Genomic DNA, 24,427 nt, shown 5'->3' with positions numbered 1-24,427 from the left:
ACGACACGAAGTCCTCCTGCAACTTCATGTTGTCCTCGGAGTCGTTCCATGCCACCTCCGGCTCGATCATCCAGAACTCGGTGAGGTGCCGCCGCGTCTTGGACTTCTCGGCGCGGAAGGTGGGCCCGAACGTGTAGATCTTGCCGTACGCCGCGGCGGCCGCCTCGCCGTACAACTGGCCGGTCTGCGCCAGATACGCCGTGCCCTCCTCGAAATACTCCGTGGAGAACAAGCCGCTGCGTTCGCCGATCGCCGCCGTGAGAATCGGCGTGTCCACACGCAGGAATCCCCGCGCGTAGAAGAAGTCGTGGATCGCCTGCTCCAGCTCGTTGCGCACCGACGCGATGGCCCGCTGCCGCGGGCTGCGCAGCCACAGGTGCCGGTGGTCGAGCAGGAAATCGATCCCGTGCTCCTTGGGCTGGATCGGATAGTCGGTGGGACTCAGCCCCACGATCGCGAGGTCCTTCACCCCCACTTCGTAGCCGCCCGGCGCTCGCGGCTCGGCACGCACCTCGCCGGTGACCGCCACGGACGTTTCGAGCGTCAGCTCGGCGAACCGGGCCCAGATTTCGGGCGGGAGCTGATTCTTCACGAACACCGCCTGCGCGGTGCCGGTACCGTCGCGGATCACGGCGAAGGCGATCTTGCCCGACGACCGGACATGCGTCACCCAGCCACGCACGGTGACTGTCTGCCCGACATGGTCGGCGAGTTCTGCAATACGAGGGGTCATGGCGAGGAACGCTATCGCGCCTGCTGGGCGAAGTGAACCCCTCACCGCCCATCGCCGCTGGGCCGCCGTGCTGCCGGCGCGGCGGGCCGGTTCATCCTGCCCGCTCTCCGTGCAGGCCCGCGGTTTCCTGCCAATCAGGTTGACCCTGGCCCAATCCGCCCCGCTCCGCCAACTTTCCCAAGGGACACCCGTCGCCAGGAGGCTCCAGTGAAAAAGCATCGCACCAACGTGCCCGACTTCTCGCGCAAGCAGCAGCCGTCACGTCGTGAACCCGAAGCGGAAGGCGAGAAGCTCATCGCGCCGGTCCACCGGCCAGCGCCGCTGGTCAAGCCCCGCGCGACGTCGGCCAAGTCAGGCCGCCGCGGGCAGTAGGTGCGCCGACTCTTGACCGGCCGCAACTCGGGGATCGTCGCATGAGCCGCGGCAACCCCCTCTCGGGCGCGGTGATCGCGGCGCCGGCGGAGCGTCCGCGCGATCACGAATTGGATCTTTACGGGCTCACGCATCCCGGCCTCGTGCGCGACGAAAACCAGGATCACTTTCTGCTCGGCACCGTGCACCCGCAGGTCGTGATCCACGGGACGAGCCTGCCCGAGGTGGACCGGCTGCCGACGCGCGGGCAGCGCCTGGCCACGGTTATGCTCGTGGCGGACGGAGTCGGGGGGGGCAGCGACGGCGGCCAGGCGAGCCGGCTGGCCGTCGAGGCGATCATGGGCTACGTGTCGTCCACGATGGAGTGCTGCTACGCCGTGGTGAGCGGGTCGGACACGCAACTGTTCGCCGCCCTCCGCAAGGCGGCGGCCGAAGCTCACGCCGTGGTGCAGCGCCAAGCGGCCGCGGCCGATTTGCCCGCGGTGATGGCCACGACGCTCACGCTCGTCGTGGCCGTGTGGCCGTCAGCCTACGTGCTGCAGGTAGGCGACAGCCGGTGCTATTTCTTTTCGGAAGGCACGCTGCGCCAGGTCACGCGCGACCAGACGGTGGCGCAGGACCTGGTGGACATGGGGGTACTCCCCGCCGAGCGCGCGGCATCGTCGCCCTATCGGAACGTGCTTGCCCGCGCCATCGGCGCCGCAGAAGCCACCCCCGAGGTGACGCGCCTCGACATCAGCGAACGCGGGAGCGTGCTCCTGCTCTGCAGCGACGGCCTGACGAAACACGTGTCCGACGAGGAGATCGCCGGACACGTGATGAGCATGCAGTCATCGGAGCAGCTGTGCCGCTCGCTCGTCGAACTGGCGCTCGCCCGCGGTGGCACGGACAACGTCACCGTGCTCGCGGGGCGAGCGGTGGGCGGCCGCTAACCGCCGCCACCGCCGGTGCGGTGGGCCGTGCGCGCGCCCGATGATCCGGCGGACGACGCCCCACTGGAGCCCGCCGACTGCGACGCGCCCGCTGATCCTGACCACCCAGCCGTCCGGCCCGACGGGCGTGCACCGCTGGTGCCCGACGAACCGTCCTGGACGTACCCGCGCCCCTTCACCAAGTGGCCGTTGTGGCCCGCGGCGCCGTTCGATCCATTGACCACCACGACCACCGGCTGCGATCCCGGATACCAGCCGCCGTAGCCGCCGTAGCCGTAACCGTAGCCGTATCCCGAGTACGGCGAGTAGTACCCGTAAGGCGAGTACGCGTCGCATGCGTAGGACGCGTAGGGCGAGCAGTACCCGTAGGGCGAGTAACCCATCGCCCCATAGCCGTAGTACGGCGAGTACACGCACCGGCCGGCGGTGTCCCATCCGTAGATGGAATAGGGACACGCCGGGAGGTTCGTGGCCTCACCGGCCAACCCGGACGGCCCGGCCGTAGCGGGCGTCGCGGCGGCACTGCCGTTCGACGGACGAAGCGAGAACTGATCGGGATTGGCCAGCGCGACCATCACGTCCGTCACGCCCCCCGGCACTCCCGCCTTGGCGAGCGTCTCGAGCTGTTTCGCGTTCACCGACATCTGCTCGCCGCGATTGGCCAGCCAGGCTTCCACCACCGGCGCGTCGAGATGGTCAGACGCTTCGATGATATCCTCGGTGTTCAGCGGCGCCGCGTCCGCAACGCGTGCCGCAGCCACTGCCATCGCTCGATCGCCGACCGCCGACGCGATGTCGGCGGGGAGCGGGCCGGGATCCGTCGCCTCGCGATACACCAGCACCCGAACGCCGGAGTTGCGGCCCGCCGCCAGCCCCTGCACGTCCATCCACCGGCCGTCGACCGACATGGCGATCAGCCCCGTGGAGCCGCGGTGGACCGCATTGTCGCACGTATAGTCCGAATGGAGATACACGCGTTCGCCGTCGCGCGACCACGCCGCGCTACGCCAGCCCGTACAACCGTCGCGGGTATCGGGCACTCGCTTTCCATCGGCTTCGATGTGCTCGCGGTTGGTCACCTTGCCGTCGGTCACCGTGACGATGTCCACGGCCGACGCCCCCGCAGCCGGAACCACGCACATGAGCGCCGGCTTCGCCGCGCTGGGAGTAGCCGCCGGCTCCCAGCAGCCCAGCCAGGCGTCCCAGCGGCTGTCGGTGCGCGTCGCCGCTTGCGCCGCGGCGGGAAGCGCCGTCATTACCAGCATCGCGCCGGCCAGCACCAGCAACCCGGCAGCAGCACGTGTGGCATTGATTGCTCGGTTCTTCATAGGACCCTCTCCTCAGAACCTGAAAGTGACACCCGCGGTGATCGCCACCCCGGACAGGTCGATCCGATTGAAGCCGGAGAAATCACCGCCCATCTGCCCCTGAGCCCAAGAATAGCGGGCCTCAGCGGTGAAGGCCATGTTCGGATTGATCGTGAAGTCGGCTCCCGCGAATGCATCGGCCATCGGCGTCCATGCCGACGACGTTAACACGCTAGGAAACACGTTCGTGCTCAACGTGTCCACAAAGTCGCCGCCTTGGCGGAACTTGTAATACATGGTGCCCACCCCGGCCCCGACGTACGGCGCGAATCGGGCCGGCACCCACGCGAATTTTCCGATCGACTGGCCTCTTGGCTGGAGATAGGCCTTGAGGCCCACCGTCAGCGGCACGCGGGTGAACTCGGTGCTCTGCTGGATGGGCAGATTGTTGTTGTCAAGCCACCCCCGGAACTGCGACTGCGCCGCCGAGCGCGAGTACCCGAGGCCGAATTCGGCGTCCACCTGCGGACTGAGAGTGAAGGCGAGATCGGTGGCGATCGTGGCGCTGCTGAAATCGCTGCGGTTGAGCGTCAACTCGTTCATCACCGTGGAGAAGATGTCGCTGTTCGCGCTCGCGAAATCGTACCCCGTACGCACGGTGAAGGTGGTGGTCGGGGCGTGAAACAGATATCCCGCCTGCTGCGCCCCGGCCGGGCGCACGCCCCACACGGCGACGAGCGCCAGCACCGCGAGCCCGACGAGGCTCCGCGATTTCGTTGGCGGCTGGACTGCACACTGGGACTGCATAGTGCTCCTCCGACTGAGCGGTGAATTCCACCGCGGTGTGTCCACGACGGCCGCCATTGTATACAGTCGAGTATACGGCGATGTTCCGCCTTTGACAAGTTGAATTTTCACTGTGATCCGACAGCCTCGCGTCATTTTTCGCGAGGAGTGGCGCGCATCCCTTGCGCGTGAATCGCGCGGGACGAGTTTTCCCACGTTCCCTTTCCTCCCCCCACCCGCGTTTCCATTTCCGAGGCACGCCGTGCTTGCTCCTCTCGCCCTCTCTACCGCCTCGATGGGGCGGAGGTTCCTGCCGATCTTCGCGACGCCACTCGCCGCGTTGGCCGTGCTCACCTCGGCGAGCGGCGCTCAACAGCCGCCGCGCCCGGCCTCGCTGCGCTCGCCCGAAGTGCACGCCGATCGTACGATCACCTTTCGCGTATTCGCGCCCATGGCCGGGAACGTGAGCGTGGGCGGCGACATGATCCAGGACCAGCCTCGCCAGGCGATGGCCAAGGACTCCGCCGGTGTATGGAGCGTGACGATGGGACCGTTCGCGCCCGACCTCTACGACTACACGTTCCAGATCGATGACGTGACGGTCCCCGATCCCGTTAACCCCAGCGTCACGCTGGGCCCGCGCACGTCGTCGAGCCTGATCGAGGTGCCGGGCCACGGCCCTCAACTGTGGGATCCGCGACCCGTGCCGCACGGCACGGTGCACATCAACTGGTACGACTCCGAGGCCCTGGGCGGCCTGCGCGCTGTCTACGTCTACACGCCACCGGGATACGAGGCCGGCCGCGACAGCTTCCCGGCGCTGTATCTGCTGCACGGCGCCGGCTTCATCGAGGCGGGGTGGACCACCACCGGACGGGCCAATCTCATCCTCGACAACCTGATCGCCCAGGGCAAGGCGCTACCGATGGTGGTCGTGATGCCGTACGGACACCCGCAGGTGGCGACCACGCTCGGATTCAACGAGCCGCCCGAGGCCGACGCTCGGCTGGTGAGCAAGGACCTGCTGGGCGCCGTCATGCCGCTGGTGGAGCACACCTATCGTGTCTTCCCCGACGCCGACCACCGCGCGATCGCGGGCTTCTCGATGGGCGGCAATCAGTCACTGACGATCGGGCTCACGCACCCGGCCCTGTTTCACTGGGTCGCGGGGTTCAGCGCCGCCATCCCGCGACAGGAGGCGGCGCTCGACCAGGCGTTCGGCCGGGTGCTCGACGACTCGACACGAACGAACAACACGCTCAAGCTGCTCTGGACGGCCTGCGGCACCGACGACCGGACGTGGTTCCCGCCCAACAAATTGTTCGCGACGCTGCTCGACCGGCACGGCGTGCGCCACACCTTCGTGACCACACCGGGCGCCCACCAATGGCAGGTGTGGCGGCGCAACTTCATCGCCCTGGCGCCGTTGCTATTCACGCACTGAGGCGCGCTACGCGCCGCGCAGTTCGCGCAGTACCTGGTCGACCTCCTCGACCAACAGATCGGCGTCATGCTCGTCGAACGGCATCGGCGGGCGGATCTTCACGACGTTGTGGTATGGGCCGTCGGTACCGAGCAGGATGCCGCGTTCCCGAAGCCGGTTGGCGACGTACGCCGCTTCGGCCGCGGCCGGTTCGAGCGTGACGCGGTCGCGCACCAGTTCGACGCCAAGGAACAACCCGGAGCCGCGCACGTCCCCCACGAGTTCGTACCGGTCGGCCAGGGGGCGCAGGCCGGCGAGCAACCGCTCGCCCACCCGGCGGGCGTGGTCCTGCAACCCCTCATCGCGCATCACGTCGAGCACGGCCAGTCCGACAGCACACGAGACCGTGTTGCCGCCGAACGTGTTGAAGTACTCCATCCCGTTGTCGAACGCGTCGGCGATCGCGCGCGTGGTCACCACGGCGGCAAGGGGATGGCCGTTGCCGAGTGGTTTGCCCATGACCACGATGTCGGGCACCACGCCATGGGCCTCGAACGCCCACCAGTGCGCGCCCAGGCGCCCCAGACCCGTCTGGACCTCGTCGGCAATGCACACACCGCCGGCCGCGCGCACGTGGCGATAGGCCTCGGAGAAATAGCCGGCCGGCGGCAGGATCTGCCCGCCGACACTCGGGCAGGTCTCGGCGATGAAGCCGCACAGCGGGCGGCCGGCGGCCCGAACCCCCTCGGCCAGTTCACCCACGCGCGCGGCGTACCTGGCCCCCGCGTGGGGGTCGGCGCGACGAAACGGTCCGCGGAAGTCGTCGGGGATCGGCGCCACGTGTACCCACGGCGGCGCCCCAGCGCCCCCCGGGCCGGCATGCTTGTACGGACTGATGTCTATTAGCGTACTGCTATTGCCGTGATAGGCGGCCTCGAGCACGATGAGATCCCGCGCGCCGGTGTACGCCCGGGCCAAGCGCAGGGCGAGATCGTTGGCTTCGGTCGCCGAGTTCGTGAAGTAGCAGACGCCGAGCGGCGCCGGGAGGGTGGCGACGAGCCGATCGGCATACTCCACCACGACGTCGTTCAGGTAGCGGGTGTTCGTATTGAGCACCCGCATCTGATCGTACGCCGCGCGCACCACCCGCGGGTGCGCGTGGCCCACGTGCGGCACGTTGTTATAGGCATCCACGTACTGGCGACCGCTGTCGTCGAACAGGTATTGCTTCCATCCGCGCACCAGCTTGAGGGGTGCGCGGTAGGCCAGGCTGAGATTGCCGCCGAAATGCGCGCGGCGTGCAGCCAGCGTCTGGTCGGGTGTGCGCTCCGGCGGCGGAAACTGGCGGGCGGACACGCCGACGAGAAGATTGGGATCGGGACACACGGCGCGCCACACCGGGCGCTGGCTGGCCCGCGCGACTCCGGGAAGATCGAGTCCGAACCCGAGCAGGTCGACGATCACCTGCAGGTGCAGGTGCGGTGTCCATCCGCCGTTCACGTCCGCGGTGCCGAGGGCGCCAATGCGCGCGCCGCGCGCAACCGCCTGCCCCACGGCGAGCCCAGCCAGCGACGCGCGGTCCAGGTGGCCGTACAGAGTGAAGAACTCCGTGCCGTCGTCCGTCTGGTGCCGCAGAATGACCACCGGCCCGTAGTCGAGCGGCTGCGCGTTGTCGGCGAACGCATGCACAGCGCCGGCGAGCGGTGCGAACACCGGCGTGCCCGCCGGAGCGAACAGGTCGAGCCCGATGTGAATCGTACGCCGCTCGTCGGTCACGCGGTCGCCGCCGCTGAACAGGGGCGTCACGTAGAGCAGCCGCGGTTCGTCGTACCGTCCCACGGCCGCGCGCACGCCGGCCCGGCGCATGGCGTCGAGCACGAGCGGCGTGAGGTGCGACTCATCGCGCTCGGCGGGATCGCCGCTGACGTCCGGACTGCCCACGCTCCAGTCGAGCACGAGACTCGGTCCGGTACGAAGATCGACCCCGAGCACCGGGGCGAAGTCCGCCGCGTGAGCGTCCAACCACGAGACCACCCGTGCACTCGCCGGGACCGGCGCCAGCCCGCACGCGTGACGGAACACGGCTTCGGCGAGTGGGAACGACGTCGCCGCCAGCCGCGGCAGCGCGCGGCGCACGCGCTGCTGACTGATACCCAGGTACGCGTTGTCGGGGCGTTGACTCATCTGGACCGCGGCCATGCACGCACTCAGACACAGCCGGACGGCGACGAGCCCGTACAGAACGCGAAGCTCCGCTTCAGTGAGGGGCCGAACGGCGTGGTACGCCGTGACCACCGTGGCCGCTGGAGCGAGCGGGTCGGGGGCATCGAGCACCGCGTACGCGATCGCGGTGGCCAGATCGGCCACGGCATAGCTTGCGATCATGTCGCCGAAATCGACAATCCCGGTGACGCGCTGGTCGGCGGCGCCGGGGGCGCCCCCCCAGCCGACGAGCACGTTGTAGTCGTTGAGATCGTTGTGGATGACGCAGCGCCGCAGCGATCCGAGGTGCGGCGCGGTGCACCGGTCGAAGGCGGCGCACGCGTCGTCGATCGCACGGCCGAGCGGCGCGTCGCGCACGAGCGCGCGCCGTTCGTCGATCGCACGCCGGGCGTGGGCGAGATCCCATGCGAAGTCACGATGCACCGCCGGATGGTCGAACCCGGCCAGGGCGGTATCCAGCCGCGCCACGCTGCGCCCGAGGCTGGAGAGCAGCGCGGCCGACGGTCGCACCATTTCGCCGAGCGGAGAGCCGGGCAGACAGGTCATGGCCCAGACAAGGTGAGCGCGTCCCTCGCCATCCGTGAGCCGCACCACCAGTTCGCCGTCCGACGCCGGTACGATGCGCGGGGTGAAGTCCACCTGCCCCGCGAGGTGGGAGAGCGCCCGCTGTTGCGCGTCGACGACCGCGGGGTCCTCCGTGGCGTTGGCGATCTTGAGCACGATGCGCCCGGCCGCGCCAGCATCGATGAGAAAATTCTGGTCGCGCTCGCTGAACAGTGCACGGGCGGTGCCGTCGAGGCCGAACCGCTCGCGCGCCACACGCGCCGCAGCAGCCTCGTCGAACCGGGGGGCAAAATCTAGCATGGGAAACGCTACCCATTAACCAACGCCGCGTCCATCGGGCGGCATCGCGGCTCGAGGAATCCGAGGGAGCATTTGCTACTATTACTACGCCGGCCCGACGCGTCACTCGACCACCTCCGACCGCCATCGCCTCCATGTCCACTGTCCCGCTGTTCGACCCGTTCACGATTCGCGACATCACCTTCCCCAACCGCATCTTCGTGTCGCCGATGTGCGAGTACTCGAGCCGCGACGGCCTGCCCAACGACTGGCACATGGTGCACCTCGGTAGCCGCGCCGTGGGAGGAGCCGGCCTGGTGCTCACCGAGGCCACGGCGGTGAGCCCGGAGGGGCGCATTTCTCCGGCGGACACCGGCCTCTGGAGCAGCGCGCACGCTGACGCGTTCCGGCGCATCACGCGATTCGTGCGCAGCCAGGGAGCCGTGCCGGGCGTGCAACTGGCGCACGCCGGCCGGAAGGCATCGACGAGAGTGCCGTGGGAGGGCACTGGCGAGGTGGCGATCGCCGATGGCGGGTGGCAGACGGTGGCGCCAAGCGCGATTCCATTCGCCGACCACTACCCGGTTCCGCGCGCGCTCTCGACGCGCGAGGTGGACGACACGGTGGGCCAGTGGGTGGCCGCCACGCGGTTGGCGCTCGAAGCGGAGTTCGACGTGATCGAGCTCCACATGGCGCACGGCTATCTGATGCATCAGTTCCTGTCGCCGCTCAGCAATCGTCGTGATGACGAGTACGGCGGGCGCCTGGAGAACCGGATGCGCTATCCGTTACGGGTGGCGCGCGCGGTACGCGACGTGTGGCCCGACCGGCTGCCACTGTTCGTGCGTATCTCGGCGACCGACTGGAGCGAAGGCGGGTGGGATCTGGAGCAGTCCTTGGTGCTGAGCGCCGCTCTGCGCGACATCGGCGTGGACCTCATCGACTGCTCGAGCGGGGGCAATGTGGCGCACGCGAAGATTCCCGTGGGGCCCGGCTACCAGGTTCCGTTCGCCGAGCAGATCCGCCGCGACGCCGGTATCGCCACGGGCGCCGTGGGGATGATCACGACCGCGCAGCAGGCCAACGCCATCGTGGCCGAGGGCAAGGCCGACGCGACGATTCTGGCGCGGCAGCTGCTGCGCGATCCATACTTTCCGCTCCACGCGGCCAAGGAACTTGGCGTGGATGTGCGCTGGCCGGAGCAGTATTTGAGGGCGAAGCAGTAGCTGGGTAGGCGGGATGCCTGCGAAAAACACGCTGCGCGTCTGGCGTCCTACCGCGTCAAGTCGAGCACGATCTTCCCCACGTGATGGCCCGCTTCCAGTTCCGCGTGGGCCGCGGCCGCCTGGTCAAACGGAAACGTCGCGTAGATCACGGGTTTGATGGCGCCGGATTCGAGTAGCGGCCAGATCTTGTCGCGAAGCTGGGCGGCGATGGCGCCTTTGAACTCCGGCGACCGGTTGCGCAGCGTCGAACCGGTGATCGTCAGGCGTTTGGCCATGACCTGCCGGATATTGAACTCCGCGTGGGCACCGCCCAACGTGGCGATGAACACCAGCCGTCCGTCGTCGGCGAGCAGGGACAGTTCACGCACCACGTAGGCCCCGCCCACCATGTCCAGAATCACGTCGGCGCCGCGCCGGTAGGTGGACGCCTGCACCACCTCCACGAAGTCTTCGGCGTGGTAGTTGATGGCGCGCTCGGCGCCCAGGGAGACGCAGGCAGCGCATTTCTCAGGTGTGCCGGCGGTGGCGAACACGCGCGCGCCCATGGCCTTCGCCATCTGTATGGCGGCCACCCCGATGCCGCTCGCCCCGCCCTGGACCAGTAGCACCTCGCCCGCGGCGAGCCGCCCGCGGTCGAAGACGTTGCTCCATACCGTGAAGAAGGTCTCGGGGAGCGACGCGGCCTCGACCATCGACAGCCCCTTGGGCACGGGCAAGCACTGTTCCTGGGGCGCGAGGCAGTATTCGGCATATCCGCCGCCGGCAAGCAGGGCGCAGACCTCGTCGCCCACCTTCCACGCCGTGACCGTTGGTCCGACGTCGACGACCGTGCCCGCCACCTCGAGTCCCGGAATCTCGCTCGCCCGGGGCGGCGCCGGGTAGGCGCCCTTGCGCTGCAGGATGTCGGGGCGGTTGATGCCGGCCGCTGCTACGCGGATCAGCACCTCGCTCATGATGGGCCCGGGCCGCGGTTGTTCGCCGACCTCCAGCACCTCGGGCCCGCCGGGCGCGCGGATGCCCACCACCCGCATCGGGCGGAAATTCAGTGTTTTCTGAACTGCCATCTCGGCCTCGTTCGAATGCGCATTCCCCGATAGATGTCTAGCGCGCATCGAGCTGTTCGGGTAGCCCCCGCCGAAATTGGAACGTTCAGCGCCGCCCCGCGGATCGTACGGCGTACGAAGGCGTCGGGCACCCCGTCGTAGCCCCGCATTGAAGTCGGTTCCCCCGAAACGGGAACAGGTGCAGCGCAACGAATGGAACGGCGAACCCGCGCGCCGCCGGTCCGTCCTGAAGGCACGACGCGGCGCCTAGTAGCGCGCCTGCCACCGGTTGTTGTCCCGTTTGACGTCGGGCAAGACGCGCCCTGGATCGACCTCGGCCGCGACGACCGCCTTCCCGCCGGACACGCGATAGACGAACTGGGGGCCCAGGTTCCACATCTCGACGGGGAGTCTCACCGTCGTGACGGCGCGGTCGGCGAAGGTCAGCGACAGTTCCACCGGCATGACCATGGTCCCGTGGTTGCCGATGAAGACCCGAGCGCCGTCCGGAGAATTGACCACGGAGTCCACCGACTGGTCGAGGCGCGCCGTGGTGTAGATCCATTCGCGCCAGTACCAGTCGAGGTCCATGCCCGATTCGTCGCGCATGATGCGGAAGAAGTCCGCGGGCGTCGGGTGTTTGAACGCCCAGGCCTTGATGTAGGCGCGGAACGCGTCGTCGAACCGCTGGCGCCCCAGCACTTCGAATCGCAGCGTCTGCATCATCAGCGCCGGCTTCTCGTAGCCGGTCCAGAACAGGTCGCGCACCTCCGTGGGGTTCTCGATGAGCGGTTGTTCGTTGCCCGGCAGGGCATGCTCGGGGTAGAGGTGCAGCGGGTGCGACTCGATGGTATCGCCGTAGGCCGTGCCGGCGAAATAGAGGGCGGCGTTGTGGAGATCGATGAAGGTGTTGAACCCCTCATCCATCCACGGGTACAGGCGTTCGTTGCTGCCCACGATCATCGGGAACCATTCGTGGCCGAATTCGTGCGCCAGCGCCCACTGCTGGTCCTCCCGGGTGGGGCTGTTGGGCACGAAGGTGAGCATCGGGTATTCCATGCCTTGAATGGGCCCCTCGATCGTCGTGGCGTGCGAGTAGGGGTAGGGGTACCACTGTTGGCTGAAGTACTTGATCGCCTCACGGCCCATGCGGTTGGCTTCGGGCCACTTGTCGGCGCTCCGGCGGTAGAGCGTCTCGATGAGAATGTGGTTCCATCCGCTGGCATCCCAGAGGAAGTCGGGGCCGGCGGCCCAGGCGAAATCGCGGGTGTCGTGCGCCGTGAAGTGCCACGTCAGTACGCCCTCGGTCACGGGGCGAATGGCGGCGAAGTCGCTCAACTCGAGGCTCGTGATGACGTGGACGGCGGTGTCGGAATTCCGGGCCAACGCCAGGCGGGCGATCTCCGTGGGGGTGAGCACGGTGGTCGGATTCCGCAGTTCGCCCGTGGCACGCACGATGTAGCTGAACGGTACGGTGAGCGAGACGTCGAAATCGCCGTATTCCAGGTAGAACTCGCCCGCGCCGATGTACGGCTCGTGGTTCCATCCGTGGACGTCGTCGTACACTGCCATGCGTGGGTACCATTGTGCGATCTCATATAGCGGGCCGTCGTGCCCCATGCGGCCCCCGCCCTGCCCAGGCACCTTGAAGCTCCACGCGGCTTGGAGGTCGATCGACGCACCCGGTGCGAGGGGCGCGGCAAGGTCCACGCGCATCGTGGTGCCGTAGACGGCGTGCGCGGCGTCATGGCCCATCACCCGGATGTAGTCCAGAGTGAGCCCACCGGCGAATCCCTGGCAGGAAAAATCGAATGCGCTGTCGAGAAACTTGAGCGGCGGCTGGTCGAGCACGTTCGTGATGCTCGTGGGGGCGCAGAGATTCTGCTCCAGGAACATCCAGAGATACGGCAGGGAATCCGGTGAGTTGTTCTGGTAGTGGATGGTCTCGGTGCCGGAGATCTGATCGCGCAGCGGATCGAGGGCGGCGGCGATCCTGTAATCCACTTTCTGCTGCCAGTAGCCGGCGCCGGGCCGCCCGCTGCCCGTGCGCACGGCAGTGGGGGTGGGCAGCACCAGCGGGCGGAACGGCGAGGAATCGGAGACGGCGAGTTGGGCGGCCGACTGGGCGCGGGCGGCTCCCGGCAGGAGCCCACCCGCGGCGAGCAGCAAGCAGGCCGCGACCCGGCCAATGACGTGGCATGGCATGCAGGAAGCATGGCGCGTCCGGACATCACGTCGCAACCTGGAGGCGCGGGATTGCCCGTCGGCCCGTTCGGAGGCAAATACAGGGAGCACGGCGGCGCTCCGGCCGCCCCCACCCCCGAGCCCCTACGGCATCCGTGCCCAAATCCCTCGACCCGACCTCCTCCTCGCTGGCCGATCTCGCGGCCCAGCTCGACGCCTCCCCCGACTACCGGGTACTCAGGAGATTCGAACCACCCCGCGCCTACGCCACGCCATCGCCCGGCGACGGCGCTTTGAAGACGGCCGCCGCGATCGATGTCGAGACGACCGGCATGGACCGGCGGACGGACGCCATCATCCAACTCTCGATCGTGCCGTTCACCTACGCCCCGGACTCGGGCAAGATCTTTGCTGTGGGCGGCGTCCTCGATTTCTTCGAAGACCCCGGCCGTGCCATCCCCCCCGAGATCGTGGCCCTCACCGGCATCACCGACGCCGACGTGGCGGACCAGCGCATCGACGAGGCCGCAGTGGCCGAGTGCCTCGCGTCCGTATCATTAGTTATTGCACATAACGCGGAATTCGACCGTCCGTTCACCGAACGGCGCCTGGCGTTGTTCCGCGACAAGGCCTGGGCCTGCTCGGTGCGCGATGTCCCCTGGCGCCAGCTGGGGCTGTCGTCGTCGAGCCTCGAATACCTGCTCATGAAGCGCTGCGGCTGCTTCTACGGGGCTCACCGCGCCGACCAGGACGCGCTGGCCGTCGTCCATCTGCTCGCTCGCCCACTCGACGACGGCACGCTCCCCATGCGCCTGCTGCTCGACAGCGCGCGACGCGGCACGGTGCGCATCTGGGCCGAAGGATCGCCGATCGAGACCAAGGACCTGCTCAAGGCACGCCATTACCGTTGGAATCCCGGCACCGACGGCCGGCCCAAGGCTTGGCACCGCGAACTTCCGGTCGATGAACAGGCCGCCGAGATGGCCTGGCTGTTCGCCAATGTCTACGGGGGCGCGCGGCGGGAGTTGCGCACCGACATCGTCGACGCGCGTACGCGCTACTCCGACCGCCGGTGAGCCCGCCGCGCCGCTGGAAACACGCCGCGTGCCCGCAACGTAGGGCCGCTCACACCGCACAAGCCGAGGATTCGCCGTGACCGAGAACATGCTCATCGACCTCCTGACCTTCATGGGCCTCATGGCACTGCTCGGCACCTCGGCCAAGGTGACGCTCGCCCTGATCAACCGGCGGCGCGGCGGGCATCCGGCGATCGAGGCTCAGTCTCTCACGGAAATCGCCGAGCGCCTCGCCCGGCTGGAGCAGATCGCCGAGTCCACCGCTGTCGAAGTCGAGCGCATCGGCGAGGGCCAGCGGTTCGCCGCGAAGCTTCTCGCCGAGCGCCCCGCCCGGCAGTAGCGGCGCTAGTTGCCGAGCGTCAGGCACCCCGGCGCGCCGGGGGTCGCCACGTACTGCGGGGCCACGAACGCCTGATTGCCATGCGGAACGTACCGCACGAGCCGCGGGCCGCCGTCGGCGTCGATTTCGAGAAGCACGGGGCTCGACGGGTCGCCACCGTCCCACCGGTAACCCAGGAGTTTCATGCCGTCGGCGATCCCGGCCTGGGCTGCCGGTCCGCCGGCCCGCACACCCCGCACCACGCGGTCGCGCGCCGTAGCGAGCGCGTCGAATCCGAGGTCGAACGTGAACGCCGCCACGTTTCGCACCGCGACGCACCGGCCAAGGGCGGTGGAGTCGGCGGGAACCATCTCGCCCCGATCGACGTACCGATCGATGGCGTCGTCGAAGGGGGCGCGCGCCGTTGCCGGGACGAGGCGCACGAGCAGCGAATCGGTGACCTCGATGTTCTGCCCGTGAGCAGCATGGAACGCCGTGACCATGAGGCTGTCGAGGTTGAACGGCGACCCCGACCAGCGCGGGAGATTCGCCTGGAGATAGAGCGCCAGCGCGTAGCCTTGCGCGTACGGGTAGGTCTTCCACCGCTCGTCGGTCCAGTAGCGGGCGGCCACCTGGGCGCGCGTACCGCCACGGGCCGGTGACCCGTAGTAGTTACGGAGCACGGCGTTCACCCGGCCGCGGTACACCGAATCGGAGTAATGGCCGAGGTCGCGGAAGATGCGGTCGGCGTAATAGTCGGTGAATCCTTCGGTGAACCACTTGTACCGGGCCTCGTCGTGTGTGGCGGCGAGACGCTGTCCGTTCCAGAGGTGGAACAGTTCGTGGGCGAGCAGCCGGCCCATGGGGTCGAGGTCGGCCGTGCTGTCGGCCGCGGCGACGAATCCGGCCGTGAATGCCGTGCCGGCGAGCGTGTTGGGGTCGGTGATCGGCAGGAGGAGAACGAAGGCCTTGTCGAACGCCGGCGTGCCCCAGAATTCGGTCTCGGCCCCCCACAATGCGCGGACCATCCGGGCGAAGTCAGGATCGGAGAAGCGCCAACGCCCCTGGGCTTCGACGGTCACGCCGCCGCTGTCGGGCGGGCTGACGAGCCGGAAATCGCCGGCGGCGAACGACGCGCCGGAGAACTCGCGCAACGAGACGGGCCCGGAGAACATCGCCTTGGCGCCGAAGCTCGTGAGGATACGCCAGGTCCGGGGCAGCCCGGTCCAACGGATCTGCAGCACCGGCGTGGCACTCGACGTGCGGTCCGGAAACACGAGCGCATTGGATTGATTGAAGATCACGCGGCTGCTGTCCACGATTACGCGGTGGTACAGCGGATAGCGCAGGGGGCCCGTCCAATCCTGCCGCAGCACGTAGTGCAGGTGCACGTGCGCGCCCGGCAGGTGGCCCGCCATGCGTACGCCGTCGATGAGCGGACCGAGGGTGACGCCGGGGCCCGCGTCGAATTCCACGATCGCCTTCCAGAGGCTGTCCTCGCCGCCCCACGACGTCGGCATCTCCAGGCGGGTGACCCCGCTGCGGTCCCCGCGGAAGTCCACGTCCACGTCGAGGCGGGGCCCCTGGCCGTCGCGCGCGTAATGGAAGGTGTACTTCAAAGTATCGCCCTGGCCGCGGGCCCGGGCCGGCGCCGAGGCCAGCGCAACGGCAACGGCGAGCCCCATCGCGTAACGATGCATGGTCCGAGGATGATCGCGCATCTGCTCCCCCTTTGCCAGAGCGAAGACGGCGGGCTAGAATGCGCCAACCATCGAGGACAGACCAAGCATGCGCGTGGCAATCGTGGGTGGCCCCGGAATCGGCAAGAGCACCCTCGTCCGCCAATTGGCCGATCTGTATCACAACGGGGCGTACGGCGAGGGTGAGAAGGGCGTGTGGGATCCGCGCCTGCTGGCCGACATCGAGGCGGGCCGGAACGCCGTGGGGGTGACGGCGTACTTCGCGCGGTTGTACGACGCCAACTACCGAGACGCAATGGAGCACGACCGGGCGGGCCGCGTGATCTTCTTCGAAGGCGCGCGGATCACGCTCGAGGCCCACATCGCGGAGTACCTGCCCGGGGAGCACGCGGCACTGCGCGCCGTGCTCGCGATCGGCGACTGGTGGAAGCCCGACCGGGTGATCTGCCTGACGTCGAGCACCGATACCATCGAGAAGCACATCAAGCAGCGGAACCGGCCCCACGAGAGCGTCGCGATGATGGTGCATCGGTTCCGGCTCATCGACGCGGAGTTCCGCAGGCTGGCGGCCCGGGATTCGAACACCGTCGTCATCAACCGCGACAACATGGAGTTTCACGAGCGGGCCGACCTCGTGCGTGTGATCTCGGCGGCGCGGCTGCCGATGTTTACGGAAATAGTATACGACGTCGTGCCAGGTCCCGCGGGGTAGCGCGGCGGCGCAACGGAACCCCCGCGCCCGCACCGGGTACGACGGATCCAGCCGCGGTCCTCCCCCCGCCCCTCGACCCGTGCCCGCTCTCGCCCGCCGCCCCCCACTCCAGGCCGAACTCGAACGGATCGCCGCCGAGCGCCTCGCCGCGCAACGCGAGATCGAGCGTCTGTACCGGTGGGAATTCATCCGCGTGTGCGGGGAGTGCGTCGGGTGGTGTTGCGCCGGCGCGTTTCTGATGCTGTGGTCGTTCCACATGACCGATCCGCTCGTGGCCCAGATTCCCTTCTGGAGTAGCATGCTGGTGTGCTACGGCGGCATCTCGTTCTCATTGATCGCGGCGTACGTCCGCGGGTGCGACCGCGGCGATTGGTAGCCAGCGCGACTCGCTCAGGGTGCCGCCGCGTGATATGTTCTGCACGCCCCCGCGGGCCTCCCTCCAACGCCACCGCGAACCGCTTCTTTACCACCGGATCTGCGAATGCTCTCTTTCCGCTCCTCGGTCTGCGCCCTCGGTGCGGGCCTTCTCCTCCTCGCCGCGCCGGCCGCGGCGCGTGCCCAGACGCCGTCAGACCGGCTTACCGGCGCCACGACGTTCGACTCCACGCGGTTCGGCGGCCTGCACTGGCGCAGTATCGGGCCGTATCGCGGCGGGCGGGTGACCACGGTGGCGGGCGTGCCATCCGAACCGCTCACGTTCTACATGGGGGCCACGGGCGGCGGAATCTGGAAGACGGCGGACGCCGGCGTGACGTGGCGCAACGTGTCGGACGGCCAACTGCGGGTGGGGTCGATCGGTTCGTTGGCCGTGGCCGCTGCCGATCCCAACGTCGTGTACGCGGGCACCGGCGAGCGCGAGCCGCGCGGGCAGTCGTCGACATGGGGCGACGGGATGTACAAGTCGACCGATGCCGGCAAGACGTGGAAGTCGGTGGGCCTCGAGAACACGAGGTCGATCGCCCAAGTCGTGGTCGATCCGCGGGACGCCGACGTCGTGTACGCCGCCGCCGAGGGCAACCGCTGGACGCACGGACCCGATCGCGGCGTCTACAAGAGCATCGATGGCGGGGGGCACTGGAAGCTCGTACTGCATCCGAGCGACGATGTCTCCCCGATCGACCTCACGATCGATCCATCGAACCCGCGCATCCTGTTCGCGGCCATCTGGGACTTCCAGCGGCTGCCGTGGCAGATCCGGAGCGGAGGTCCGGGCAGCGCCATCTACAAGAGCACCGACGCGGGCGAGACGTGGACCCGGCTCGCGGGGCACGGGCTGCCCACCGGAATCGTGGGCCGCATCGGCGTGTCGGTATCGCCGGCCAATCCGCAGCGGGTGTACGCCATCATCGAAGCGAGCGCCGATACCGGCGGACTCTACCGCTCCGACGACGACGGCGACACGTGGCAGCACCTGAGCGCCGAGCGGCTCATCCGCTCGCGGTCCTGGTACTACACCCGCGTCACGGCCGACCCGCAGGATGAGAACACGGTTTACGTGATGAACGCGCAGATCATGAAGTCGATCGACGGCGGGAAGACCTTCCAGGTGCTCCCCGCGAAGCACGGGGACAACCACGATCTGTGGATCAACCCGCGCAACCACCTCGACATGATCAATGGCAACGACGGCGGTGCGATCGTCTCGCTCGACGGCGGCGCGTCGTGGTCCAGCGAAGACAACCAGCCCACGGGCCAGATCTACCGCGTGAACACCGACGCCCAGTATCCCTACTGGGTGTATGGCGCCCAGCAGGACAATACATCGATCGCCACCCCGAGCGCCGCACCGGGCGGGATTACGAGCGCCGATTGGTATCCGGTGGCCGGCTGCGAGAGCGCGCACATCGTGTTCGATCCGAACGACCCGCGCTACGTCTACGGCGACTGCTATCAGGGCATGCTCGAGGAGTTCGACCGGCAGACGCGCCTGTCGCGCAGCGTGATGGCCTATCCGCAGATGAACCTGAATGAGCCGTCCGATTCGATTCGGTATCGGTTCAACTGGAGTTCGCCCCTCGCCGTGTCGCCCGAGAACGCGCACGTGCTCTACGACGGGGCCAACGTGCTGTTCAGATCGAGCGACAGGGGACAGACGTGGACGGCGATCAGCCCTGATCTCACCCGTAACGAGAAGGCCCACCAGGGCTGGGGCGGCGCGCCGATCACCAACGAAGGCGCCGGCGGCGAAGTCTACAACACGATCTACTACATCGCTCCCTCGCCCCACGACAGCAACACGATCTGGATCGGCACCGACGACGGCCTCGTGCAACTCACGCGCGACGGCGGCACGCACTGGAGCAACGTCACCCCCAAGGGGCTGGGCAGTGGCTTCGTGAACGCCATCGAAGTCTCGCCGTGGGACGCGGGCACAGCGTACATCACCTATGACGGCTACAAGTGGGGCGACCGGTCCCCGCAGATCTACAAGACCACCGACTACGGCCGCTCATGGACCAGGCTCGTGAACGGCATCCGCGACGGCGACCAGGTACGCGTGGTGCGCGCCGACAAGGTGCGCCGCGGGCTGCTCTACGCGGGCACCGAGACCGGCGCCTACGTCTCCTTCGACGATGGACAGCACTGGCAGAGCCTGCAGGCCAACCTGCCCGCGGTGCCGGTCACGGATCTCCAGCTCCGTAACGGCGATCTCGTGGCCTCCACCGAAGGTCGGGCGTTCTGGATCCTGGACGACGTCGGTCCGCTGGAGCAGGGTGCGGACGGGGTGCCGGCGAACGACTCCAAGCTGTTCACGCCTCGCGATGCGTACCTCACCGAGTGGGGCGGCGGCTTCGGAGGACAGGGCGGCGACGTCGGCACGAATCCCCCGAGCGGCGCGATCATCTATTACGATCTCGCGGCGGGCACCGACTCCACGAAGGTCAAACTCGATATTCTCGACGCGAACAACACTGTCCTCCGCACCTACGACAGCAAGCCGAAGCCGGGCGAACGCGCCATTCCGGGCGCGCCGGGCATGCATCGCGCGGTGTGGGACCTGCGGGTGGCACCGCTCGACGCCCCGCACGGCGTGACGTTCTTCGGCTCCACGAACGGCCATCTCGTGGCTCCGGGCCCGTACACCGTGCGCCTCACCGTCGGTGGCAAGACCATGACCGCGGCGCTCACGGTGAAGCAGGACCCGCGCGTCAGCCTCACCGCCGACCAGGTGGCCGAGGAACAGCGGGTGATCACCGCCATCCAGCGGCGCGCGAATGGAATCTTCCACGACGTCAAGCGGCTGGACGACGTGCGCGACCAAGTCAGAGCCATCGTGGCCCACGCCAAGGATCTGCCGAAGAGCGACAGCGTAACGTCCGTCGGCAAGGCACTGGCCGGCCAGCTCGACTCCCTCAGCACCTACCTCGTACAGACCAAGCACACCAACGGCCAGGACATCATCAACTTCCCCAACGGTTATGTGGATCAGTGGGTGTACCTGGGCGGGAACGTCGACGGTTCGTACATGCCGGTGACGGCGGGCGTTCAGCAGCGGCTCGCCGACCTGGAAGCGCAGTGGCCAGCCGTTCAATCGCGCATCGACAACCTGCTCGGCGCCCAGGTCGCCGGGTTCAACACCCTGCTCGGCGGCAAGGCGATGGTGATCGTGCCGCCCGCCCAATCGAGACCGATTCCGTGAGGCGCCCGATGTCTTCCGTTCTTCGACGCTGCCCGTCGTTTGCGCTGGCCGCCGCGCTCGCCCTCGTACCCCTGTCGGTCCAGGCGCAGGCGCGCAGCGGCCGTCCCCGCCCGGCACAACCGCGCCAGGCCGAGGACCCGCGGTATTCACAGACCGAAAAGCCGCCGCTCCATGCCACGCACTGGCTGGCGATCACCGGCAAACCGCTCTCGGCCACGGCCGGCGCGCTCATCTTCGCCGAGGGCGGAAACGCGGTGGACGCCGCCGCGGCGATGCTCGCCGCGGGGTGCACGATGTGGGACACGCTGTCGTGCGGCGGCGAAACACAGGCGTTGATCTACAACCCTCACACCAAGAGAGTGATAGGCCTGGACGCGCTCGGCGTGGCGCCGACAGGAGCGACGGCCGCGTTCTACCACAGCAAGGGCTATCGCTTTCCGCCCGAGTACGGACCGCTGGCGGCGGTCACCCCGGGCACCGTGGGCGGCCTGCTGACGATGCTCGCCGAGTACGGCAAGCTGTCGCTCAAGCAGGTGCTGGCCCCGGCCATCCAGATGGCCGACGGCTACGCCATCGAGGCGCAGATCTGCAACACGATCCAGCAGTACAAGGACACGATCGCGCAATGGAAGTACGCCAGCGACGTGATGTTCACGCACCCCGGGACCGCGCACCCGGGGCCCGAGCCGGGTGAGATCTTCGTGCAGAAGGACCTGGCGGCGACGTGGCGCAAGCTCGTGGATGCGGAGCAGCAGGCGCTCAAACAGGGCAAGACGCGCAAGCAAGCGATCTATGCGGCATACGACAGGTTCTATAGGGGCGACATCGCCCGCGAACTGGTGCGCGGCATGCGCGAGGAGGGCGGCCTGTTCACGATGGCCGACCTCGCCAACTGGAAGGTGCACATCGAGGAGCCGCTGCACACGAACTACAAGGGAATCGAGGTCTACAAGCTTCCGATCTGGCAGCAAGGCCCAGTCATGCTTCAGGCGCTGAACATGCTGGAGAACACCGACGTGAAGGCGATGGGCTACAACTCGCCGAAGTACATTCACACGCTCTATCAGGTGATGAACTACGCGTACGCCGACCGCGACTTCTATTACGGCGATCCGTACTTCGCCCCCGTGGAGCCGGTGAAGGGACTGCTGTCCAAAGCGTACGCGAAGTCGCGGTTCGCGCAGATCGACTGGACGCACAACGACTCCACGGTGAAGCCCGGCGACCCGTATCCGTACGAGGGCGGCACGAATCCGTTCAAGGATCTGCTGGCGCAATGGAACCCGTTGGACTTCGAGCCGACGGCCGCGCAGCCGCGGAGTGGACAGCAGGACCGGACGCCGGTGAAGCCGGACACGAGCCCTGGCCGCATGTCGGGGGCCGCCGAGTTTCTTCCCGACCGCGCGACGGCGGCGGACTCGGCGTTCGACGACGCCTTCTACGCAGGCACGACGTCGATCGAGGCGGCGGATGCGGAGGGGTGGGTCGTATCCGTGACGCCGAGCGGCGGGTGGGTTCCAGCCGTGATCGCGGGTCACACGGGGATCGGGTTGAGCCAGCGGGCGCAGAGCTTCGTGACGTATGCCAAGGACGGACCGTACAACGTGATCCAGCCGGGTCAGCGCCCGCGGGTCACGCTCACCCCGACGATCGCGCTCAAGGACGGCACGCCGTATCTCGCCTTCGCGGTTCAGGGCGGAGACTCGCAGGACCAGAATCTGCTCCAGTTCTTCCTCAACGTGGTGGAGTTCGGGATGACGGTGCAGCAGGCCACCGAGGCGCCGAACATCAACAGTTATCAGATGCGGTCGTCGTTCGGGATGCATGAGAACGAGCCGGGGCGGATGATGATCGCCACGTCGCTGCCCGACTCCACGCGCCAGGCGCTCGAGCGGATGGGCTATAGGCTGGAGCCGACGCAGCGGACGTCGGGGCCGATCAACGCCATCATGTTCGACTTCGCGCATCACACGATGTGGGGCGGATCGAGCAATCACGGGGAGGACTACGGCATCGCCTGGTAGCCCCATGCGCCCGATTGCCCATCTACTGTCCGTCATGCTCGCCGCGGTCACGACGCCGTCTCTCGCACCGCCGACGCCGGGGCCGATTGGCATCGCGCAACCGTCCCGCGTGCTTCGCACGCGCTTCGACGCCGACCGCGTCTACGTCATCGTCCGCGCCCGGAACGGCGCCGCGCTCGAGCTGTACACGGACACGGGCGGCGGCATGCTCATTTCCGCGGACGCCGCCCGCCGCGCCGGACTCAGCGTGCGACGTCCGCCCGACTCCGCTGCGGCCGCCGAATTCGGTCCGGGCGCGCGGATCGCAGATCCGCCCGCGCTGGCTGCGGGCGAGCCGGCGCCCCCGTTTCCCGGCACCGTCCCGATGGCGGTCGTCACGAACGTCTCCGAGATACCGGGATGGCCGGCACAGGGAGACGGCATCGTCGGGCAGGCGTGGTTTGCCGGTCACGTGTGGACGTGGGACTACCCCGCGCACACGCTGACCCTCCGTCCCAACGGATGGCACCCCGCCACCGGCCATTCCACGCCGCTCGGGTTTCACTTGGCGCTCGGGAGGCGCGATCTCAATTTCCCGCGGGTCGTGGTGCGGGTGGACGGCGCCGCGCTCTCGCTGCTGCTCGACACCGGTGCCGAGACGTTCCTCTCGCCGGCGGCGCTCGCCGCGGTTCACGATGGAGGGCCCGCGTTCCGGGCCGCGAGCATGATCGCGCACACCGTCTTCGAACGATGGCACGCTGCTCACCCTGATTGGCCCGTGATCGACAGCGCGCAGGTGGTGACGCACAGCCGCATGATCCGCGTGCCGCACCTCGAGATTGCCGGCATCGCCGTGGGCCCCGTCTGGTTCACCGAGCGGAGCGACGCCAACTTTCACACCTTCATGTCGGCGATGACCGACGCGCGAGTCGACGGCTCCCTCGGCGGAAACGCGCTTGCGGGGCTGGCGATGACTCTGGACTACCCGGATGCAGAGGCCTGGTTCAGCTGCGAGCGGGCGTGCGGCCCCGCGTTGCCAGGACGCTGACTCGAACGGCGGATACCTGCGCTAGCCTTCGTCGGCGGCCGCGGAGCGGTTGACCCACGTGAAGAACAGCCCCGTCATCACGCTGAACGCGATCGCCGTGCCGCCCAATTCCATTATGGCGCCCGCGATCTGCAGATCCATCATCGGCGGCACCCCGTGCATGGGCGGCGCCAACTGATAGACGCCATAGATGGGGAATTGGGCAAGCAGCATCACGATCGCGATGCCCGAGTGGATGAGCGTGCCGAGAAAGATGTAGACCAACTTGAACAGCGCCGGGAACTCTCGCCGCGGCACGCTCATGACCACCGGCCACCAGAACACGATCCCGGCGAGCAGCCACGCGAGATCGAACACGAACGCGCCCAGCTGCGACACCATGAGCCCGTCCACGACGCCCGGCACGTGCGTGGTGGCCGCGATGACGTTGAACACGACCGCCGCCACCAGCGGCGACGTGACGTACCGGAGCACGCGCCACCACGGGCCGCGCGGCTCCGGCCTTGCCGCCAACGCCGGCTCGAGCCCGAGCAGGAGGAGCGGGCTGGCGATCATCGTGAGCCCCAGGAATTGCACGGCGTGCGCGCTGGCCAGGTAGCCCGCGGCCAACGGGCCCAGCGGCCAATCGAGCGCCAGCCAGACGATGAGCACGCCGGCCCACCCGAACCACCGGCGGCGCCGCGCCGCGGCCGTGTCTGGCGAACGGCGCGTGAGCGACCAGTAGCCGGATGCGATGGCAAGGACGACGAGCCAGATGCCCGGATACGGGCGCCACTTCCAGCTCCAACGCAGGCCCTGGGCCGAACACCACCATTGCACCTTGGTCACCATGTCAGACGGCCCGCGCGGGAGAGAGG

General features: G+C 68.2%; 19 protein-coding genes. 11 read left to right on the top strand and 8 right to left on the bottom strand.

The window, feature by feature from the left end; all coding sequences use genetic code 11:
• Window positions 1–733 (bottom strand): amino acid--tRNA ligase-related protein (locus VNF92_00150; protein HVA56281.1); only part of this gene is annotated, 733 nt, incomplete at its 3' end.
• Between the two features lie 207 nt (window positions 734–940).
• Between VNF92_00150 and VNF92_00145 the strand changes: the two genes are divergently transcribed.
• Together VNF92_00145 and VNF92_00140 are read left to right on the top strand one after the other, a co-directional pair.
• Window positions 941–1,105: a hypothetical protein gene (locus VNF92_00145; protein HVA56280.1), complete on the top strand. Its 165-nt coding sequence runs from the start codon at window positions 941–943 to the stop codon at window positions 1,103–1,105.
• Between the two features lie 41 nt (window positions 1,106–1,146).
• Window positions 1,147–2,037 carry a protein phosphatase 2C domain-containing protein gene (locus VNF92_00140; protein ID HVA56279.1) on the top strand — a complete coding sequence of 297 codons (891 nt, stop codon included), beginning with the start codon at window positions 1,147–1,149 and terminating at the stop codon, window positions 2,035–2,037.
• On the opposite strand, the gene VNF92_00135 is transcribed toward VNF92_00140, so the two are convergent.
• Both VNF92_00135 and VNF92_00130 read right to left on the bottom strand, forming a co-directional pair.
• Window positions 2,034–3,365 (bottom strand): hypothetical protein, encoded by a 1,332-nt coding sequence (locus VNF92_00135; GenBank protein ID HVA56278.1) that lies wholly within the window; start codon window positions 3,363–3,365, stop codon window positions 2,034–2,036. The two genes, VNF92_00140 and VNF92_00135, sit on opposite strands and share 4 nt — an antisense overlap.
• A gap of 12 nt (window positions 3,366–3,377) precedes the next feature.
• Window positions 3,378–4,151 carry a hypothetical protein gene (locus VNF92_00130; GenBank protein HVA56277.1) on the bottom strand — a complete coding sequence of 258 codons (774 nt, stop codon included), beginning with the start codon at window positions 4,149–4,151 and terminating at the stop codon, window positions 3,378–3,380.
• 241 nt (window positions 4,152–4,392) lie between these two features.
• Here VNF92_00130 and VNF92_00125 point away from each other — a divergent pair, with 241 nt between their 5' ends.
• On the top strand, window positions 4,393–5,574 hold the full coding sequence (locus VNF92_00125; protein HVA56276.1) for an alpha/beta hydrolase-fold protein: 1,182 nt from the start codon (window positions 4,393–4,395) through the stop codon (window positions 5,572–5,574).
• Window positions 5,575–5,580: 6 nt separating this feature from the next.
• Here the strand turns inward: VNF92_00125 and VNF92_00120 are convergent, their stop codons facing one another.
• Window positions 5,581–8,640: an aminotransferase class III-fold pyridoxal phosphate-dependent enzyme gene (locus tag VNF92_00120; GenBank protein HVA56275.1), complete on the bottom strand. Its 3,060-nt coding sequence runs from the start codon at window positions 8,638–8,640 to the stop codon at window positions 5,581–5,583.
• A gap of 134 nt (window positions 8,641–8,774) precedes the next feature.
• On the opposite strand from VNF92_00120, the gene VNF92_00115 reads away from it, so the two are divergent.
• Window positions 8,775–9,845, top strand: a complete 1,071-nt coding sequence (locus VNF92_00115) for an NADH:flavin oxidoreductase/NADH oxidase (protein HVA56274.1) — start codon at window positions 8,775–8,777, stop codon at window positions 9,843–9,845.
• A gap of 47 nt (window positions 9,846–9,892) precedes the next feature.
• Here VNF92_00115 and VNF92_00110 read toward each other — a convergent pair whose 3' ends face one another.
• Together VNF92_00110 and VNF92_00105 are read right to left on the bottom strand one after the other, a co-directional pair.
• Window positions 9,893–10,909 carry an NAD(P)H-quinone oxidoreductase gene (locus VNF92_00110; protein HVA56273.1) on the bottom strand — a complete coding sequence of 339 codons (1,017 nt, stop codon included), beginning with the start codon at window positions 10,907–10,909 and terminating at the stop codon, window positions 9,893–9,895.
• Between the two features lie 246 nt (window positions 10,910–11,155).
• The gene (locus tag VNF92_00105) at window positions 11,156–13,093 is read right to left on the bottom strand and encodes a M1 family metallopeptidase (protein ID HVA56272.1); all 1,938 of its coding nucleotides are present in this window, start codon (window positions 13,091–13,093) and stop codon (window positions 11,156–11,158) included.
• A 134-nt stretch (window positions 13,094–13,227) separates the two neighbouring features.
• Between VNF92_00105 and VNF92_00100 the strand changes: the two genes are divergently transcribed.
• Both VNF92_00100 and VNF92_00095 read left to right on the top strand, forming a co-directional pair.
• Window positions 13,228–14,148 carry a 3'-5' exonuclease gene (locus VNF92_00100; protein ID HVA56271.1) on the top strand — a complete coding sequence of 307 codons (921 nt, stop codon included), beginning with the start codon at window positions 13,228–13,230 and terminating at the stop codon, window positions 14,146–14,148.
• A 76-nt stretch (window positions 14,149–14,224) separates the two neighbouring features.
• A complete protein-coding gene (locus VNF92_00095) occupies window positions 14,225–14,488 on the top strand; it encodes a hypothetical protein (GenBank protein HVA56270.1) in 264 nt (87 codons plus the stop codon).
• Between the two features lie 5 nt (window positions 14,489–14,493).
• On the opposite strand, the gene VNF92_00090 is transcribed toward VNF92_00095, so the two are convergent.
• Window positions 14,494–16,167 (bottom strand): hypothetical protein, encoded by a 1,674-nt coding sequence (locus VNF92_00090; protein HVA56269.1) that lies wholly within the window; start codon window positions 16,165–16,167, stop codon window positions 14,494–14,496.
• An 88-nt stretch (window positions 16,168–16,255) separates the two neighbouring features.
• Between VNF92_00090 and VNF92_00085 the strand changes: the two genes are divergently transcribed.
• The 5 genes from VNF92_00085 (at window position 16,256) to VNF92_00065 (ending at window position 23,570) form a co-directional block, all read left to right on the top strand.
• Window positions 16,256–16,879 (top strand): hypothetical protein, encoded by a 624-nt coding sequence (locus VNF92_00085; GenBank protein HVA56268.1) that lies wholly within the window; start codon window positions 16,256–16,258, stop codon window positions 16,877–16,879.
• Window positions 16,880–16,958: 79 nt separating this feature from the next.
• On the top strand, window positions 16,959–17,255 hold the full coding sequence (locus tag VNF92_00080) for a hypothetical protein (GenBank protein HVA56267.1): 297 nt from the start codon (window positions 16,959–16,961) through the stop codon (window positions 17,253–17,255).
• A 105-nt stretch (window positions 17,256–17,360) separates the two neighbouring features.
• Complete coding sequence (locus VNF92_00075; protein ID HVA56266.1) at window positions 17,361–20,519, top strand: glycosyl hydrolase; 3,159 nt, start codon at window positions 17,361–17,363, stop codon at window positions 20,517–20,519.
• 8 nt (window positions 20,520–20,527) lie between these two features.
• Window positions 20,528–22,543: a gamma-glutamyltransferase gene (locus VNF92_00070; protein ID HVA56265.1), complete on the top strand. Its 2,016-nt coding sequence runs from the start codon at window positions 20,528–20,530 to the stop codon at window positions 22,541–22,543.
• Between the two features lie 4 nt (window positions 22,544–22,547).
• Complete coding sequence (locus VNF92_00065) at window positions 22,548–23,570, top strand: hypothetical protein (GenBank protein HVA56264.1); 1,023 nt, start codon at window positions 22,548–22,550, stop codon at window positions 23,568–23,570.
• A gap of 21 nt (window positions 23,571–23,591) precedes the next feature.
• Here the strand turns inward: VNF92_00065 and VNF92_00060 are convergent, their stop codons facing one another.
• Window positions 23,592–24,401: a cytochrome c oxidase assembly protein gene (locus tag VNF92_00060; protein HVA56263.1), complete on the bottom strand. Its 810-nt coding sequence runs from the start codon at window positions 24,399–24,401 to the stop codon at window positions 23,592–23,594.
• Between the last annotated feature and the right edge of the window lie 26 nt (window positions 24,402–24,427).

It is taken from the genome of Gemmatimonadaceae bacterium (assembly GCA_035533015.1).
Taxonomy (GTDB): domain Bacteria; phylum Gemmatimonadota; class Gemmatimonadetes; order Gemmatimonadales; family Gemmatimonadaceae; genus JAGWRI01.
The sequence above is the reverse complement of the archived record's forward strand: the minus strand, read 5'-3'. Positions and strand labels throughout refer to the sequence as shown.